Here is a 15,247-nt window from a genome sequence, read left to right as displayed (position 1 = left end):
GACGGTACTTTTGCGGTAAAGCCTTTGAACAATGAAAAACAGTTGCCTGGCCGGATTGGCAACCCGAGGAGTAAGCACTAGAGTATGCGCGCGCAAAACGGGCTTGAGCCGTTCGCACATCGTTGTCGCGTTTATTACGAGGACACCGATGCGGGCGGCATCGTGTATTACGTTAATTACCTCAAGTTTATGGAACGGGCTCGAACCGAGCGGCTCCGGGAGCTGGGCTTTGCCCAGTCGGCGCTGGCAGGTGAGGACCTGTTGTTCGTCGTGCATTCCAGCGAAGCGCGTTATCACGCGCCGGCGCGATTGGACGACGAACTGCTGGTAAGCGCTGATGTAATCGAATTGAACCGTGCCAGCCTGCGCTTTCGACAGCAGGTCAGGCGGGCAACGGATAATGTGCTGCTCTGTGAGGGGCAGTTTCTGGTGGCCTGTGTGCGCACTAACAGTTTGAAACCCCGGGCCCTTCCCGAAGACTTGCGTACGGCTTTCGCCGAGGCGGTCGGCACGGGTACACACTTGAAGCAGGAGATAAAGCGTGGAAGCTAACGTCGTCGACCATTCCTCCATGTGGAGCCTGGTCAGCAATGCCAGCATCGTGGTGCAGTTGGTAATGTTGACCCTGGTGGCCGCATCGGTGACCTCATGGATCATGATCTTTCAGCGCAGCAATCTGCTGCGCGCCGGTCGACGTGCCCTGGAGAGCTTCGAGGAGCGCTTCTGGTCGGGTATCGATCTGTCCAAACTCTACCGTCAGGCCGGCAGCAACCCGGATCCGGACTCGGGCGTCGAGCAGATCTTCCGTGCCGGTTTCAAGGAGTTCTCGCGTCTGCGCCAGCAGCCGGGTGTCGATCCTGAAGCGGTGATGGAAGGCGTGGCCCGTGCCATGCGTGTGGCCATCTCCCGCGAGGAAGAAAAACTCGAGCAGAGCCTGCCGTTCCTGGCCACTGTCGGCTCGGTCAGCCCGTATATCGGTCTGTTCGGTACCGTCTGGGGGATCATGAACTCCTTCCGCGGTCTGGCCAGTGCACAACAGGCCACTCTCGCCACAGTGGCCCCGGGTATTGCCGAGGCCCTGGTCGCTACCGCGATCGGCCTGTTCGCCGCGATCCCGGCCGTTATCGCTTACAACCGTTTCTCTGCCCGCAGCGAAACCCTGCTGGGCCGCTACTACACCTTCGCCGATGAGTTCCAGGCGATCCTGCACCGCAAAGTGCACACCAGCGAAGAATAAGCAGGTATTTCCCGATGGCTTTAATCACTCGAGCCCGACACAAGCGCAAGCCGGTCGCCGAGATGAACGTAGTGCCTTACATCGACGTGATGCTGGTGCTGCTGGTCATCTTCATGGTGACTGCGCCGATGCTCAATCAGGGCGTGAAGGTGGATCTGCCCAAGGTTTCCAGCGAAGCCTTGCCGCAGGACAACAACACCCAGGTGCTGACCATTTCGATCAAGGCTGACAAGACCTACTACTGGAACCTTGGCAGCGAAGTCGACACCGAGAAGCAACAGGACCGGGCCATGACCCTGCCGCAGATGACCAGCGCGGTGACCAAGATCATCGCGGCCGGCAATGATAACGGCAAGCGTACCCAGGTCTTCATCCGTGGCGACAAGTCCGTCGATTATGGCTCCGTCATGGGCGCCATGGGCGGGTTGCAGAAAGCCGGGGTCGGTAATGTTGGTTTGATCACCGAGGCCCCCTGATGCAGCAACAGCGAGAGCCGTCCGCCTCGGAAAGCTACTTCTGGCCCAGCGTCTGGGCGATTGGCTTGCACGTGCTGGTGTTCGGCATGCTGTTCGTCAGTTTCGCCATGACGCCTGAGCTGCCGCCGGCCAAGCCGATTGTCCAGGCGACCCTTTACCAGCTGAAATCGAAAAGTCAGGCGACCACCCAGACCAATCAGAAGATTGCGGGTGAGGCGAAGAAGTCCGCCGCGCGCCAGACCGAAGTCGAACAGATGGAGCAGAAAAAGGTCGAGCAGGAGGCAATCAAGGCGGCGGAACAAAAGAAAGAAGAAGCGGCTCAAAAGGCCGAGGAAGCCAAGAAGGCCGATGAGGCGAAGAAAGCGGAACAGGCGAAGAAGGCTGACGAAGCCAAGAAAGCCGAAGACGCGAAGAAAGCCGCCGAAGCCAAGAAGGCAGAAGAGAAACAATTGGCTGATATAGCCAAGAAGAAAGCTGAAGAAGAAGCCAAGAAGGCTGCTGAAGAAGAGGCCAAGAAAGAGGCCGCTGAAGAAGCCAAGAAGAAAATCGTCGAGGACGCGAAGAAGAAAGCCGCCGAAGACGCCAAGAAGAAAGCCGAAGCTGAAGAGGCGAAAAAGAAAGTCGCCGACGAAGCCAAGAAGAAAGCGGCTGCCGATGCTGCGAAGAAGAAAGCGCAGGAAGCGGCACGCAAATCGGTCGAGGAAAAGAAGGCCCAGGCACTCGCTGACCTGTTGTCCGACAAGACCGAGCGTCAGCAGGCTTTGGCGGATGAACGTGGTGACGAAACCGCGGGCAGCTTCGATGATCTGATTCGTGCGCGGGCGGCGGAAGGCTGGGCTCGTCCTCCTTCGGCACGCAAAGGCATGACGGTTGTGCTGCAGATCGGCATGTTGCCGGACGGTACGGTGACCACGGTCAGCGTGGCCAAGTCCAGCGGCGACGGTCCGTTCGATGCGTCGGCAGTGGCAGCGGTCAAGAATATTGGACGTTTGACGGAAATGCAGGGAATGAAGCCGAGCGATTTCGCTCCGTATCGTTCATTCAAGATGACATTCACACCTGAGGATCTAGCCTTGTGAGAAACCTTCTTCGAGGAATGCTGGTCGTGATCTGCTGCATGGCAGGGATCGCGATGGCGGATGAAAAGAACATTCTGGTCACTAGCGGCAGCGATCGGGCGACCCCGATCGCCGTCGTACCGTTCGGCTTCCAGGGCGGTGCCGTGCTGCCGGATGACATGGCTGAAATCATTGGCAACGATTTGCGGAACTCGGGCTATTACTCGCCGATTCCGAAGCAGAACATGATCAGCCAGCCAAGCCAGCCGAGCGAAATCATCTTCCGTGACTGGAAGGCGGTGGGGGCCCAGTACATAATGGTCGGCAATATTGTTCCGGCGGGCGGTCGTCTGCAGGTGCAATGGGCGTTGTTCAACGTCGCCACCGAGCAGAAAGTGGCGGACGGCAGTGTTTCCGGTACGACCGAGCAGCTGCGTGACATGGCGCACTACATCTCCGATCAGTCGTTTGAAAAGCTGACCGGTATCAAGGGAGCATTTTCGACCCGTCTGCTGTACGTGACGGCCGAGCGCTTCTCCGAAAAGAACACCCGTTACACGCTGCAACGTTCGGACTACGACGGTGCCCGTGCCGTGACCCTGCTGCAATCGCGCGAGCCTATCCTGTCGCCGCGTTTCGCACCGGATGGCAAGCGCATCGCCTATGTGTCGTTCGAACAGAAGCGTCCGCGCATCTTCATGCAGAACATCGACACCGGTCGTCGTGAGCAGATCACCAACTTCGAAGGCCTGAACGGTGCTCCGGCCTGGTCGCCGGATGGCAATCGCCTGGCGTTCGTACTGTCGAAGGACGGCAACCCGGACGTCTACGTGATGAACCTCGGCTCGCGCCAGATCACCCGAGTGACTGCAGGTCCCGGCATCAACACCGAACCGTACTGGGGCAAGGATGGCTCGACCATCTACTTCACTTCCGACCGTGGCGGCAAGCCGCAGATCTACAAGACCAGCGCCAATGGCGGGGGTGCCGAGCGTGTGACGTTCGTGGGCAACTACAACGCCAACCCGAAGCTGTCGGCTGACGAAAAGACCCTGGTGATGATCCATCGTCAGGACGGTTTCACCAATTTCAAAGTGGCGGCTCAGGATTTGCAGCGCGGAAGTGTAAAAATCCTCACTGATAGCACTCTGGACGAGTCGCCTACTGTTGCGCCCAACGGCACCATGGTAATCTACGCCACCCGCCAGCAGGGCCGGGGAGTCTTGATGCTCGTGTCCATTAATGGACGCGTGAGGCTCCCGCTTCCTACCGCTCAAGGCGAAGTCAGAGAACCGTCCTGGTCCCCTTACCTGAACTGACGCGGCGCTTTACGTTTTACTTAACACACTGGGGTTCATTAGGAGTTTCACGATGGAAATGCTGAAGTTTGGTAAATTTGCTGCGCTGGCTCTGGCCATGGCTGTAGCTGTAGGTTGCTCGTCCAAGGGTGGCGACAACGCCGGTGAAGGCGCTGTTGATCCAAACGCTGGTTACGGCGCAAACACTGGTGCAGTTGACGGTTCCCTGAGCGAAGAAGCTGCTCTGCGCGCAATCACCACCTTCTACTTCGAATACGACAGCTCGGACCTGAAGCCAGAAGCCATGCGCGCTCTGGACGTTCACGCCAAAGACCTGAAAGCAAACGGCGCTCGCGTTGTTCTGGAAGGCAACACCGACGAACGTGGTACTCGTGAGTACAACATGGCACTGGGCGAGCGTCGTGCGAAAGCCGTTCAGCGCTACCTGGTACTGCAAGGTGTTTCCCCAGCTCAGCTGGAACTGGTTTCCTACGGCGAAGAGCGTCCAGTTGCTACCGGCAACGACGAGCAGTCCTGGGCTCAAAACCGTCGCGTCGAACTGCGTAAGTAATTCGATATGCGAACGTGCCGTCGTGCTGTAACTGTTCTGGCTCTCAGCCTCGCGCCGCTTGCGGTGTGGGCTGCGGTTCCTGTGGTCGATGACAACTCCGGTTATAACAATAGCGGGAGCAGTTATCCGCCTGCAGGTTACGGTACGAACGGCGCCTATGCCGGGGGAGCGGCTACGGCCCCTGCCTCGGCACAAGGCATGCTGTTCAACCAACTGCAACAGATGCAGGATCAGATATCGCGCCAGCAGGGTGTGATCGAAGAACTGCAGAATCAGGTTGCGCGCATGAAGCAGGAATCCCTGGAGCGATACCAGGATCTTGATCGGCGCATAGGGTCGGGTGTTGCACCTGCCGCGACTCCAGAGAATTCTTCAGCCGGTGGCGATGCAGGCGCTGCTGCCGGTGCCGCCGCCGGTGCCGGGGCTGCTGCAGCCCAGGCGCCCGCCGCGAGCAGTGAGCCGGGTGATCCGGCCAAGGAAAAGCTGTATTACGATGCTGCCTTCGACCTGATCAAGGCCAAGGACTTCGACAAGGCCAGCCAGGCGTTTTCTGCGTTCCTGCGAAAATACCCGAACAGTCAGTATGCGGGTAATGCCCAGTACTGGCTGGGTGAGGTGAACCTGGCCAAGGGCGACCTGCAGGGCGCAGGTCAGGCTTTCGCCAAGGTTTCGCAGTTGTATCCAAAGCACGCCAAGGTGCCGGACTCGCTGTACAAGCTGGCTGACGTAGAGCGCCGTCTCGGTCACACCGACAAGGTCAAGGGGATTCTGCAGCAAGTGGTTTCCCAATACCCGGGCACCTCTGCAGCCCAACTGGCACAACGCGATCTGCAACGCATGTAACTGTGTTTGCCCGTCTGGAAGAAACCCGCGCCTGTCGCGGGTTTTTTCGTTAGAATTCACGCCCTTTTATGAAACACGCTTCTGGTGATCTACGCGTTGGCGGGGTTGCCTGAAGTGCCTGACGGAGGCGGACAGCCTGTTTAGCTGTTACGCCCGTGGCGACTATGCAAGACACATTGAGAATCACCGAAGTTTTCTACTCTTTGCAGGGGGAAACGCGGACTGCCGGGCTGCCCACTGTTTTTGTGCGCCTGACCGGTTGCCCATTGCGTTGCCAATACTGCGACAGTGCCTACGCGTTCAGCGGCGGCACGATTCGTACGCTCGACGATATCCTTGAGCAGGTAGCCGGATATCGTCCTCGCTACGTCTGCGTCACTGGCGGTGAGCCGTTGGCGCAACCGAATGCCATTCCTTTGCTCAAGCGATTGTGTGATGCCGGTTACGAGGTCTCGCTGGAAACCAGCGGCGCTCTCGATATTTCGGCGGTCGATCCACGGGTCAGTCGAGTTGTCGACTTGAAGACCCCGGACTCGAAAGAGGCGCATCGCAACCGTTATGAGAACATCGAGCTGCTGACGCCCAACGATCAGGTGAAGTTTGTCATCTGTTCACGGGAAGACTATGACTGGGCAGTATCGAAGCTGATTCAGTACGGTCTTGAGCGGCGCGCTGGCGAAGTGCTGTTTTCCCCCAGTCACCACGACCTGAACGCTCGGGATCTGGCGGATTGGGTGGTGGCGGATAATTTGCCCGTACGCCTGCAATTGCAACTGCACAAGTATCTGTGGAATGACGAGCCGGGGCGCTGAGATGGCAGAACAACTGAACACTCCTGAAAAACGTGCGGTCATTTTGCTGTCCGGCGGTCTGGACTCGGCAACGGTGGTTGCCATGGCCCGCGCGGAAGGTTATCGCTGCTACACCATGAGCTTCGATTACGGCCAGCGCTCCCATGCCGAGTTGCATGCTGCCGCACGCGTTGCCCGCGATCTGGGTGTGGTCGAGCACAAGGTCATCGGTCTGAACCTCAACGGCATGGGTGGTTCGGCCCTGACCGACAGCAATATCGATATACCGCAGGAGCCGGGAGAAGGCATTCCGGTGACTTATGTGCCGGCGCGCAACACCGTGTTCCTGTCTCTTGCCCTGGGTTGGGCTGAAGTACTGGGTGCCCGTGACATCTTCATTGGTGTCAACGCGGTGGATTACTCCGGTTATCCGGACTGCCGTCCTGAGTTCATTGAATCTTTCGAGCGCATGGCCAACCTTGCGACCAAGGCCGGTGTGGAGGGCAACAGTTTCCGTATCCAGGCTCCACTGCAGAACCTGAGCAAGGCCCAGATCGTCCAGGCGGGTGTGAAGCTCGGTGTCGACTACGGGCTGACCGTTTCCTGCTATCAGGCGGACGATGAAGGCCGTGCCTGCGGCAAATGCGACAGCTGCCGACTGCGTGCAGAAGGCTTCGCAGCGGCCGGAATCAGCGATCCGACACGTTATTTTTGATTTTTTTCAAATTAGGTGTTGAATAGTCCTTAGAAATCAGTATTATACGCGCCACCACACAGCGGGTCGTTAGCTCAGTTGGTAGAGCAGTTGGCTTTTAACCAATTGGTCGTAGGTTCGAATCCTACACGACCCACCATTTTTGATGTTTTTAAAAGTCTGGAAGGCCCACGAAAGTGAGGATTTCCGGATTTTTTTTTGCCTGCGATCTGGCCTCTCCTTTTGGCGGCGTTGCGCCGACACAGGTCAGAATCATCTTTTGCATCACCGGGATATTCTGTAGCCTTGCGCAGCTTCAACGCTGTCCGTGCCTGATAACACTCACTCTCCCGGCGGTACCCTCATGCGGTCCGGAGCCGGGTGTATACTCGACTTTCGCGCGAATGCGCCTGCAGGTCTTGCGAACATGACGCAGATTTCCGAACGCCTTCTGGTACAAGCCCACCTCGACGCCAAGCAGCCCAAACCGCTGACTGCCGAGGAGGAGGCTTTTTACCGTTCCGCCATCGCCGCCGAGCTCAAGGCTCAGGACGCGGTGCTGGTCGCCCATTTTTATTGCGATCCGATCATCCAGGCCCTTGCCGAAGAAACCGGCGGTTGCGTTTCCGATTCTCTGGAAATGGCCCGTTTCGGCAATGCCCATCCGGCCAAGACCGTGGTGGTCGCCGGTGTGAAGTTCATGGGTGAGACCGCGAAGATTCTCAACCCGGAAAAACGCGTGCTGATGCCGACCCTGGAGGCGACCTGCTCGCTGGATCTGGGATGCCCGGTGGACGAGTTTTCGGCGTTCTGCGATCAACATCCGGAACGTACCGTTGTGGTGTACGCCAACACTTCGGCAGCCGTGAAGGCCCGGGCGGACTGGGTGGTGACGTCGAGCTGCGCACTGGAGATCGTCGAAAGCCTGATGGATAACGGCGAAACCATCATCTGGGGGCCGGACAAGCATCTGGGCACCTACATCCAGCGCAAGACCGGCGCCGACATGCTGCTGTGGGACGGTGCATGCATCGTTCACGAAGAGTTCAAGTCCAGGCAACTGGAAGACATGAAAGCGCTGTACCCGGATGCGGCCATTCTGGTGCACCCGGAGTCACCGACGTCGGTGATCGAACTGGCGGACGCTGTTGGTTCAACCAGTCAATTGATCGCTGCCGCACAGTCGTTGCCGAACAAGACCCTGATCGTGGCCACCGATCGTGGCATCTTCTACAAGATGCAGCAGCTGTGCCCGGACAAGGTCTTCATCGAGGCGCCAACCGCCGGTAACGGCGCGGCGTGTCGTAGTTGCGCCCATTGCCCGTGGATGGCCATGAACACCCTTGAGCGCACGCTGAAGTGCCTGAAGGAGGGGGCGAACGAGATCTTCGTCGACCCGGCGCTGATTCCCCAGGCCATTCGTCCGCTCAAGCGCATGCTGGATTTCACTCAGGCTGCGCGGATGAAGCTGGCAGGCAACGCCTGATTCTGTGCTACACAAAAAAACGCCCCGATCGTATCGGGGCGTTTTTGCATCCACAGGATTACTTCGCTTTCTTCGGAATCCGCACCAGTTGCGTATCCGAATAGATGTCGTGCCAGGCGCGTTTCTGTTTATCGAACAGTGACCAGAAGAACCCCAGGCCCAGACACAGCCACGAAGCGATCGAAACCATGAATCGAAGCAGCGCCTGCCACAGACTGATCGCAGTGCCATCGGCGTTCTGCACACGAATGCCCCACACCTGCATGCCCAATGTCTGGCCTGCGTGAGTCCAGAACTTGGCGAAGAAGCCGAACAGCACCAGCAGCAGCACTGTGGAGTACAGGGGGTCCCCATCCAGCTTGCCGGCATCGGTCAGGACCCGCAGACGCTCCTCGCCGATGATTGCGGCCTGAATCATCTTGTAGATGCCGCCAGTCACGATCAGCAGGGCGGTGCACAGCAGAAAATCATAGAACATCGCTGCCAGACGACGGCCCAGGCCGACGGCGGGGAACTCGCCCTGGGGATTGAGCAGGTGTTTCGACATGGCAGCCTCTGGATGGAAAGTGAAGCGCCATTTTACGGATTCGCGCGCACAAAAAAGCCCCTGATATCAATATCAGGGGCTTTTTCGTTTCAGAAAATCAGGCTTCAGCGATGACTTCGTCAGCTTGCATGCCTTTCTGGCCCTGCACTGCAACGAAGGTCACTTTCTGGCCTTCTTTCAGGCTCTTGAAGCCGTTGCCCTGAATGGCGCGGAAATGCACGAACAGATCCGGACCGCTTTCTGGAGTGATAAAACCAAAACCTTTCTCGTCGTTAAACCACTTGACGGTACCGCTCTGACGTGTGGACATTTCTTATTTCCTTTGACGCAAAAATTGATGACAGTCTCTTCCTCATGAAAGAGTACTGGGGCTGGTTGCAGGAGAGTAAGAAGACGTCGAACGGGATGTAGCTAACTTGTAGGCTACTGCCCAGGTCACGATTCCAAGCTGACCCATGCAAACACAGTGGGCAAACTCTACGCCAACTACATGAGGAAATACAAGCCCTGTGAAGGCCGCGGATTTCCTGTGCTTGCCGGCTGTTAGTCAGTTCACTAGTCGGGCTTATACGATTAGCCTGTTCAATTGTTTTCGATCGTTATAAGCCAAGTTCATATTCGAATCGAATGTAAGGAAAGTGCACTGTTTTATGGCGATTGCGTTACACATTAGTGCACGCATAACGCAATCGCGTTACTTATAGAAACAGTCAATCATCCACGATAGTAGCGTTGTGGAACGAATGGCATTTTGCTTACAAGCATTTGCACCTTTTTCCCACGAACAATGGCCCAGACTGGCGTGTCCAGGGCGACGTAGGTGCTGTCGAGGTAACCCATCGCCAATGGCCCTCCCAACGTCGGGCCGAAGCCGCCGCTGCACACGCTGCCGATGATTTCGCCGGCTTCGTTGACGATTTCTGCACCTTCACGGACCGGTGTGCGTTCCTGCGGCAGCAGGCCGACGCGTTTGCGTGCGACACCGTTCTGCTGCTGGTTGAATACCTGTTCTGCACCCGGGAAACCGCCGGCACGCGCGCCATCGGCGCGGCGCGGTTTGGAAATGGCCCACAGCAGGCTTGCTTCGATCGGCGTGGTATCGGTGTTCATATCGTGCCCGTACAGGCACAGGCCGGCTTCCAGGCGCAGCGAGTCACGGGCACCGAGGCCGATGGCGGCGACTTCCGGTTCGGCCAGCAGGGCACGGGCGAGTTTTTCCGCGTCGGCTGCCGGAACCGAGATTTCGAAACCATCTTCACCGGTGTAACCCGAACGGCTGACGAAGCAATCCACACCCAGCAGTTTCACGCGGGTGAACTGCATGAAAGTCATTTTCGCCACTTCCGGCGCCAGGCGCGCAAGCACTGTGACGGCTGCCGGGCCCTGCAGGGCGAGCAAAGCACGGGCTTCGAACAGCTCGGTAATGGTGCATTGATCGCCGATGTGTTTTTGCAGATGGGCCAGGTCCTGATGTTTGCACGCAGCGTTGACCACCAGGAACAACTCGTCATTGCCAAGGTTGGCGACCATCAGGTCATCGAGAATGCCGCCGGTTTCGTTGGTGAACATCGCGTAGCGCTGCATACCCGCCGGCAGGTCGATGATGTCCACCGGCACCAGGGTTTCCAGGGCTTTGGCGGCATTGGCGCCGCTCAGGCGGATCTGGCCCATGTGCGACACATCGAACAGCCCGGCCTGCTCACGGGTGTGCTGGTGCTCTTTCATCACCCCCAGTGGATATTGCACCGGCATGTCGTAGCCGGCGAACGGCACCATGCGGGCGCCGAGTTCGAGATGCAGAGCGTGCAACGGGGTTTTCGACAGTTGTTCGGTGGACATGCGTGACTCCTTGATTCACATCAACCCTCTGCCGGAGGGAGAGGGGACCGGTTTTGTGTTCTCTCCCGCAGGGAGAGTGAGTTAATGACGCGATCAGCACTCGATAATGTTGACCGCCAGACCGCCGCGGGCGGTCTCCTTGTATTTGCTTTTCATGTCGGCGCCGGTCTGGCGCATGGTGCGGATGACCTTGTCGAGGGAGACGAAGTGCTGCCCGTCTCCACGCATGGCCATGCGCACGGCATTGATCGCCTTGACCGAGCCCATGGCGTTGCGCTCGATGCAGGGCACCTGCACCAGCCCGCCGATCGGATCGCAGGTCAGGCCGAGGTTGTGCTCCATGCCGATTTCGGCGGCGTTTTCCACTTGCTGCACGCTGCCGCCGAGGACTTCGCACAACGCACCGGCCGCCATCGAACAGGCCACACCCACTTCGCCCTGACAGCCGACTTCGGCGCCGGAAATCGAGGCGTTTTCCTTGTACAGAATGCCAATGGCTGCCGCGGTCAGCAGGAAACGCACCACGCCGTCATCATTCGCACCAGGAATGAAGCGCATGTAGTAATGCAGTACTGCGGGAATGATCCCCGCCGCGCCATTGGTCGGTGCCGTGACCACGCGCCCGCCGTGAGCGTTTTCTTCATTGACGGCGAGGGCGTATAGATTGACCCAGTCGAGCACCGACAACGGATCGCGCAGCGACGATTCCGGGTTCTTGCACAGTTGCCGGTGCAACGCCGCCGCCCGTCGCTTGACCTTCAAACCACCCGGCAGGATGCCCTCGTTGCGACAGCCGGCGGCCACGCAGTCCTGCATCACTTGCCAGATTTTCAGCAGGCCGGCACGGGTTTCCGCTTCCGGGCGCCAGGCGCTTTCGTTGGTCAGCATCACCTGGCTGATCGACAGCCCATAAGTGGTGCAGTGACCGAGCAAATCCCTGGCACTCTTGAACGGGAAGGTCAACGGCGTGGCGTCTTCGACGATACGGTCGGCTCCGGCTGCATCTTCGTCGACCACAAAACCACCGCCGACCGAGTAGTACTCGCGGCTGCGGATCTGTAATCCCGCTGCATCGAAGGCACGGAAGATCATGCCGTTGGGGTGATAAGCCAGCGGCTTGCGGATCATGGCCAGGTGTTCTTTCTCGTTGAACACGATGCTGTGTTCGCCGAGCAGGCTTAAACGACCGCTGCTGCGAATGTCCTGCAGACGGGCAGCGACGGTTTCAGTGTCCACGGTATCCGGATGTTCGCCTTCCAGACCCAGCAGCACGGCCTTGTCGCTGCCGTGGCCCTTGCCAGTGGCGCCGAGGGATCCATACAGCTCGACCCTCACGCCAGTGGTGGCCGACAGCAGGTTTTCCCGGCGCAGGCCTTCGACGAAACGCGCAGCAGCGCGCATCGGGCCGACGGTGTGTGAGCTGGAAGGGCCGATGCCAATCTTGAACAGGTCGAACACGCTTAACGACATGGTTGTTCTCCGGTTTCTTGTTATGGGCACATCAGGCACGCGTGAAAGGGGCGGGCGAACCCGCCCCCTCACAGGTCAAGCGTAGCTTTCGATCGACGGGCAGGCGCAGACCAGGTTGCGGTCGCCGAACACGTTGTCGACGCGGCCGACCGGCGGCCAGTACTTGCCTTCGATCAACGACGCCACCGGGTACACCGCCTGCTCGCGGCTGTACGGGTGAGTCCACTCGCCCACCAGTTCCGCTGCGGTGTGCGGTGCGTTCTTCAGCGGGTTGTCGTCCTTGTCCAGCGTGCCGTTCTCCACCGCGCGGATTTCTTCGCGGATGCGGATCATGGCGTTGCAGAAACGGTCCAGTTCTTCCCTGGATTCGCTTTCGGTCGGCTCGATCATCAGCGTGCCGGCCACCGGGAACGACATGGTCGGGGCGTGGAAGCCGAAATCGATCAGGCGTTTGGCGACGTCATCGACGCTGATGCCGCTGCTGTCTTTCAACGGGCGCAGATCAAGAATGCACTCGTGCGCCACCAGACCATTGCTGCCGGTGTACAGCACCGGGTAATGCTCTTCCAGGCGACGGGAAATGTAGTTGGCATTAAGAATCGCCAGTTGCGAAGCACGCTTGAGGCCTGCGCCGCCCATCATGCGAATGTACATCCAGGTGATCGGCAGAATGCTCGCGCTGCCGAACGGTGCCGCGCAGACCGCGCCTTCCTTGCGTTCCATGTGACCATGGCCCGGCAGGAACGGAGCCAGGTGCGATTTCACGCCGATCGGGCCGACGCCCGGGCCGCCACCACCGTGGGGGATGCAGAAGGTCTTGTGCAGGTTCAGGTGCGAGACGTCGCCGCCGAACTTGCCCGGTGCGCAGAGGCCGACCATCGCGTTCATGTTGGCGCCATCGATGTACACCTGGCCGCCGTTGTCATGAATGATGCCGCAGATTTCGCGGATGCCTTCTTCAAACACGCCATGGGTCGACGGGTAGGTGATCATCAGCGCTGCAAGGTGTTCGCGATGCTCGATGGCCTTGGCGCGCAGGTCTTCGATGTCCACGTTGCCACGAGCATCGCACGCGGTCACGACCACGCGCATGCCGGCCATGTTGGCGGTGGCCGGGTTGGTGCCGTGGGCGGACGACGGGATCAGGCAGATGTCGCGACGGTCTTCGCCACGGCTCTGGTGGTAGGCACGGATCGCCAGCAGACCGGCGTACTCCCCCTGGGAGCCGGCGTTCGGTTGCAGCGAGATCGCGTCGTAACCGGTGGCGGCGCAGAGCATCGCTTCCAGTTCGTCGGTCAGTTGCTGGTAACCGGCGCTTTGCTCGGCCGGGGCGAACGGGTGCAGGGCGCCGAATTCGGCCCAGGTCACCGGGATCATTTCGCTGGCGGCGTTGAGCTTCATGGTGCACGAGCCCAGCGGGATCATGGTGCGATCCAGTGCCAGGTCCTTGTCCGCCAGTTTGCGCAGGTAGCGCATCAGCTCGGTTTCCGAGTGATAACGGTTGAACACCGGGTGGCTGAGGATCGGCGACTGACGCGCCAGCGCGGCTGGAATGGTGCTCTGAGCGGAGGCGGCGAGAGCGGCGAAATCCGGCAGAGTCTTGCCTTCGGCGAACAGCCCCCACAGGGTTTCGATGTCGGCCTGGGTGGTGGTTTCGTCCACCGACAGGCCCAGACGCTGGGCGTCGATCACGCGCAGGTTGATCTGTTGAGTGCGAGCCTTGTCGTGCAGCGCAGCAGTTTGCGCACCTGTGGCCAGGGTCAGGGTGTCGAAGAAGCTGACTTGCTCGACGGTCACGCCCAGTGCGCTCAGACCCTTGGCCAGGATCGCGGTCAAGTGGTGCACGCGGTTGGCGATCCGGGTCAGGCCTTTCGGGCCGTGGTACACGGCGTACATGCTGGCGATGTTGGCCAGCAGCACTTGTGCGGTGCAAATGTTCGAGGTGGCCTTCTCGCGGCGGATGTGCTGCTCGCGAGTCTGCATCGCCAGACGCAGGGCCGGCTTGCCGAAGCGGTCAACCGAAACGCCGACCAGACGGCCCGGCATGTCGCGCTTGAACGCATCTTTGGTGGAGAAGTAAGCCGCGTGCGGGCCACCGAAGCCCAGCGGCACGCCGAAGCGTTGTGCCGAACCGATGGCAACGTCTGCACCGAACTCGCCCGGGGCGGTCAGCAGGGTCAGGGCCAGCAGGTCGGCGGCCACGGCAACCAGGGCATTGGCAGCGTGGAAGCGTTCGGTCAGTTCGCGGTAGTCGAACACATCACCGTTGCTCGCCGGGTACTGCAGCAGGGCGCCGAAGAATGGCGTCACGTCGGTCAGTTCGCGCTCGTCGCCCACCACCACTTCAATGCCCAGCGGCTCGGCACGGGTGCGCAGCACGTCGAGGGTTTGCGGATGACAGTGGATCGAGGCGAAGAACTGGTGGCTGCCCTTGTTCTTGCTCAGGCGTTTGCAGAAGGTCATGGCTTCGGCAGCGGCGGTGGCTTCGTCGAGCAAGGAGGCGTTGGCGATCGGCAGACCGGTGAGGTCGCTGATCAGGGTCTGGAAGTTCAGCAGCGCTTCGAGACGGCCCTGGGAAATTTCCGGCTGGTAAGGGGTGTAGGCGGTGTACCAGGCCGGGTTTTCCAGCAGGTTGCGCAGGATCGGCGATGGCGTATGGCAGTTGTAGTAGCCCTGGCCGATGTAGGTCTTGAACAGCTGGTTCTTGCCGGCGATGGATTTGATCATCGCCAGGGCGTCGGCTTCACTCAGGCCGTCGTCGAGGCCGAGTACGCTGGTGCCCTTGATGCTTTCCGGGATGACACTGGCGGTCAGGGCTTCGAGCGAGTCGAAGCCGAGGCTGTTGAGCATGGCCTGCTCGTCACCGGCGCGAGGGCCGATGTGACGAGTAATGAATTCGTTGGTGGTGCCGAGATTTACTTGGGTCATGTCAGGTTC

At 59.5% G+C, this 15,247-nt stretch carries 15 protein-coding genes and 1 tRNA gene; 11 read left to right on the top strand and 5 right to left on the bottom strand.

Annotated elements, in window-relative coordinates:
• Positions 1 to 84: 84 nt before the first annotated feature.
• The 11 genes from ybgC (at position 85) to nadA (ending at position 8,454) form a co-directional block, all read left to right on the top strand.
• A complete protein-coding gene (gene ybgC, locus NWV16_RS21885) occupies positions 85 to 552 on the top strand; it encodes a tol-pal system-associated acyl-CoA thioesterase (RefSeq protein ID WP_065258523.1) in 468 nt (155 codons plus the stop codon).
• Positions 542 to 1,237: a protein TolQ gene (gene tolQ, locus NWV16_RS21880; RefSeq protein WP_065258522.1), complete on the top strand. Its 696-nt coding sequence runs from the start codon at positions 542 to 544 to the stop codon at positions 1,235 to 1,237. The genes ybgC and tolQ overlap by 11 nt, the downstream gene beginning before the upstream one ends.
• 23 nt (positions 1,238 to 1,260) lie before the next feature.
• Positions 1,261 to 1,713: a protein TolR gene (gene tolR, locus NWV16_RS21875; RefSeq protein WP_169432690.1), complete on the top strand. Its 453-nt coding sequence runs from the start codon at positions 1,261 to 1,263 to the stop codon at positions 1,711 to 1,713.
• On the top strand, positions 1,713 to 2,792 hold the full coding sequence (gene tolA / locus NWV16_RS21870; protein ID WP_260520719.1) for a cell envelope integrity protein TolA: 1,080 nt from the start codon (positions 1,713 to 1,715) through the stop codon (positions 2,790 to 2,792). Before tolR ends, tolA begins: the two co-directional genes overlap by 1 nt.
• A 17-nt stretch (positions 2,793 to 2,809) precedes the next feature.
• Positions 2,810 to 4,090, top strand: coding sequence for a Tol-Pal system beta propeller repeat protein TolB (tolB, locus tag NWV16_RS21865; RefSeq protein ID WP_260523568.1), 1,281 nt, complete (start codon positions 2,810 to 2,812; stop codon positions 4,088 to 4,090).
• 52 nt (positions 4,091 to 4,142) lie between these two features.
• Positions 4,143 to 4,640: a peptidoglycan-associated lipoprotein Pal gene (pal, locus tag NWV16_RS21860; protein ID WP_003178634.1), complete on the top strand. Its 498-nt coding sequence runs from the start codon at positions 4,143 to 4,145 to the stop codon at positions 4,638 to 4,640.
• Between the two features lie 6 nt (positions 4,641 to 4,646).
• A complete protein-coding gene (gene ybgF, locus NWV16_RS21855; protein ID WP_260520718.1) occupies positions 4,647 to 5,483 on the top strand; it encodes a tol-pal system protein YbgF in 837 nt (278 codons plus the stop codon).
• Positions 5,484 to 5,647: 164 nt separating this feature from the next.
• Complete coding sequence (gene queE / locus NWV16_RS21850; protein ID WP_260520717.1) at positions 5,648 to 6,295, top strand: 7-carboxy-7-deazaguanine synthase QueE; 648 nt, start codon at positions 5,648 to 5,650, stop codon at positions 6,293 to 6,295.
• 1 nt (position 6,296) lies between these two features.
• Positions 6,297 to 6,989 carry a 7-cyano-7-deazaguanine synthase QueC gene (gene queC / locus NWV16_RS21845; protein WP_260520716.1) on the top strand — a complete coding sequence of 231 codons (693 nt, stop codon included), beginning with the start codon at positions 6,297 to 6,299 and terminating at the stop codon, positions 6,987 to 6,989.
• Between the two features lie 63 nt (positions 6,990 to 7,052).
• Positions 7,053 to 7,128 (top strand) — tRNA-Lys (locus NWV16_RS21840).
• A gap of 267 nt (positions 7,129 to 7,395) precedes the next feature.
• The gene (gene nadA / locus NWV16_RS21835) at positions 7,396 to 8,454 is read left to right on the top strand and encodes a quinolinate synthase NadA (protein ID WP_260520715.1); all 1,059 of its coding nucleotides are present in this window, start codon (positions 7,396 to 7,398) and stop codon (positions 8,452 to 8,454) included.
• A gap of 58 nt (positions 8,455 to 8,512) precedes the next feature.
• Here nadA and NWV16_RS21830 read toward each other — a convergent pair whose 3' ends face one another.
• From NWV16_RS21830 to gcvP, 5 genes are all read right to left on the bottom strand, one after another.
• A complete protein-coding gene (locus NWV16_RS21830) occupies positions 8,513 to 9,001 on the bottom strand; it encodes an RDD family protein (protein ID WP_260520714.1) in 489 nt (162 codons plus the stop codon).
• Positions 9,002 to 9,098: 97 nt separating this feature from the next.
• A complete protein-coding gene (locus tag NWV16_RS21825; RefSeq protein WP_007951194.1) occupies positions 9,099 to 9,311 on the bottom strand; it encodes a cold-shock protein in 213 nt (70 codons plus the stop codon).
• Positions 9,312 to 9,715: 404 nt separating this feature from the next.
• On the bottom strand, positions 9,716 to 10,840 hold the full coding sequence (gene gcvT, locus NWV16_RS21820) for a glycine cleavage system aminomethyltransferase GcvT (RefSeq protein ID WP_260520713.1): 1,125 nt from the start codon (positions 10,838 to 10,840) through the stop codon (positions 9,716 to 9,718).
• 93 nt (positions 10,841 to 10,933) lie between these two features.
• Positions 10,934 to 12,310, bottom strand: a complete 1,377-nt coding sequence (locus tag NWV16_RS21815) for an L-serine ammonia-lyase (protein WP_260520712.1) — start codon at positions 12,308 to 12,310, stop codon at positions 10,934 to 10,936.
• Positions 12,311 to 12,385: 75 nt separating this feature from the next.
• Positions 12,386 to 15,238: an aminomethyl-transferring glycine dehydrogenase gene (gene gcvP / locus NWV16_RS21810; protein WP_260520711.1), complete on the bottom strand. Its 2,853-nt coding sequence runs from the start codon at positions 15,236 to 15,238 to the stop codon at positions 12,386 to 12,388.
• Positions 15,239 to 15,247 lie beyond the last annotated feature (9 nt).

It is taken from the genome of Pseudomonas sp. BW7P1, from assembly GCF_024981055.1.
GTDB classification, from domain to species: domain Bacteria; phylum Pseudomonadota; class Gammaproteobacteria; order Pseudomonadales; family Pseudomonadaceae; genus Aquipseudomonas; species Aquipseudomonas bananamidigenes.
Note: the sequence above shows the minus strand (reverse complement) of the source record. Positions and strands in the feature narration are given on the sequence as shown.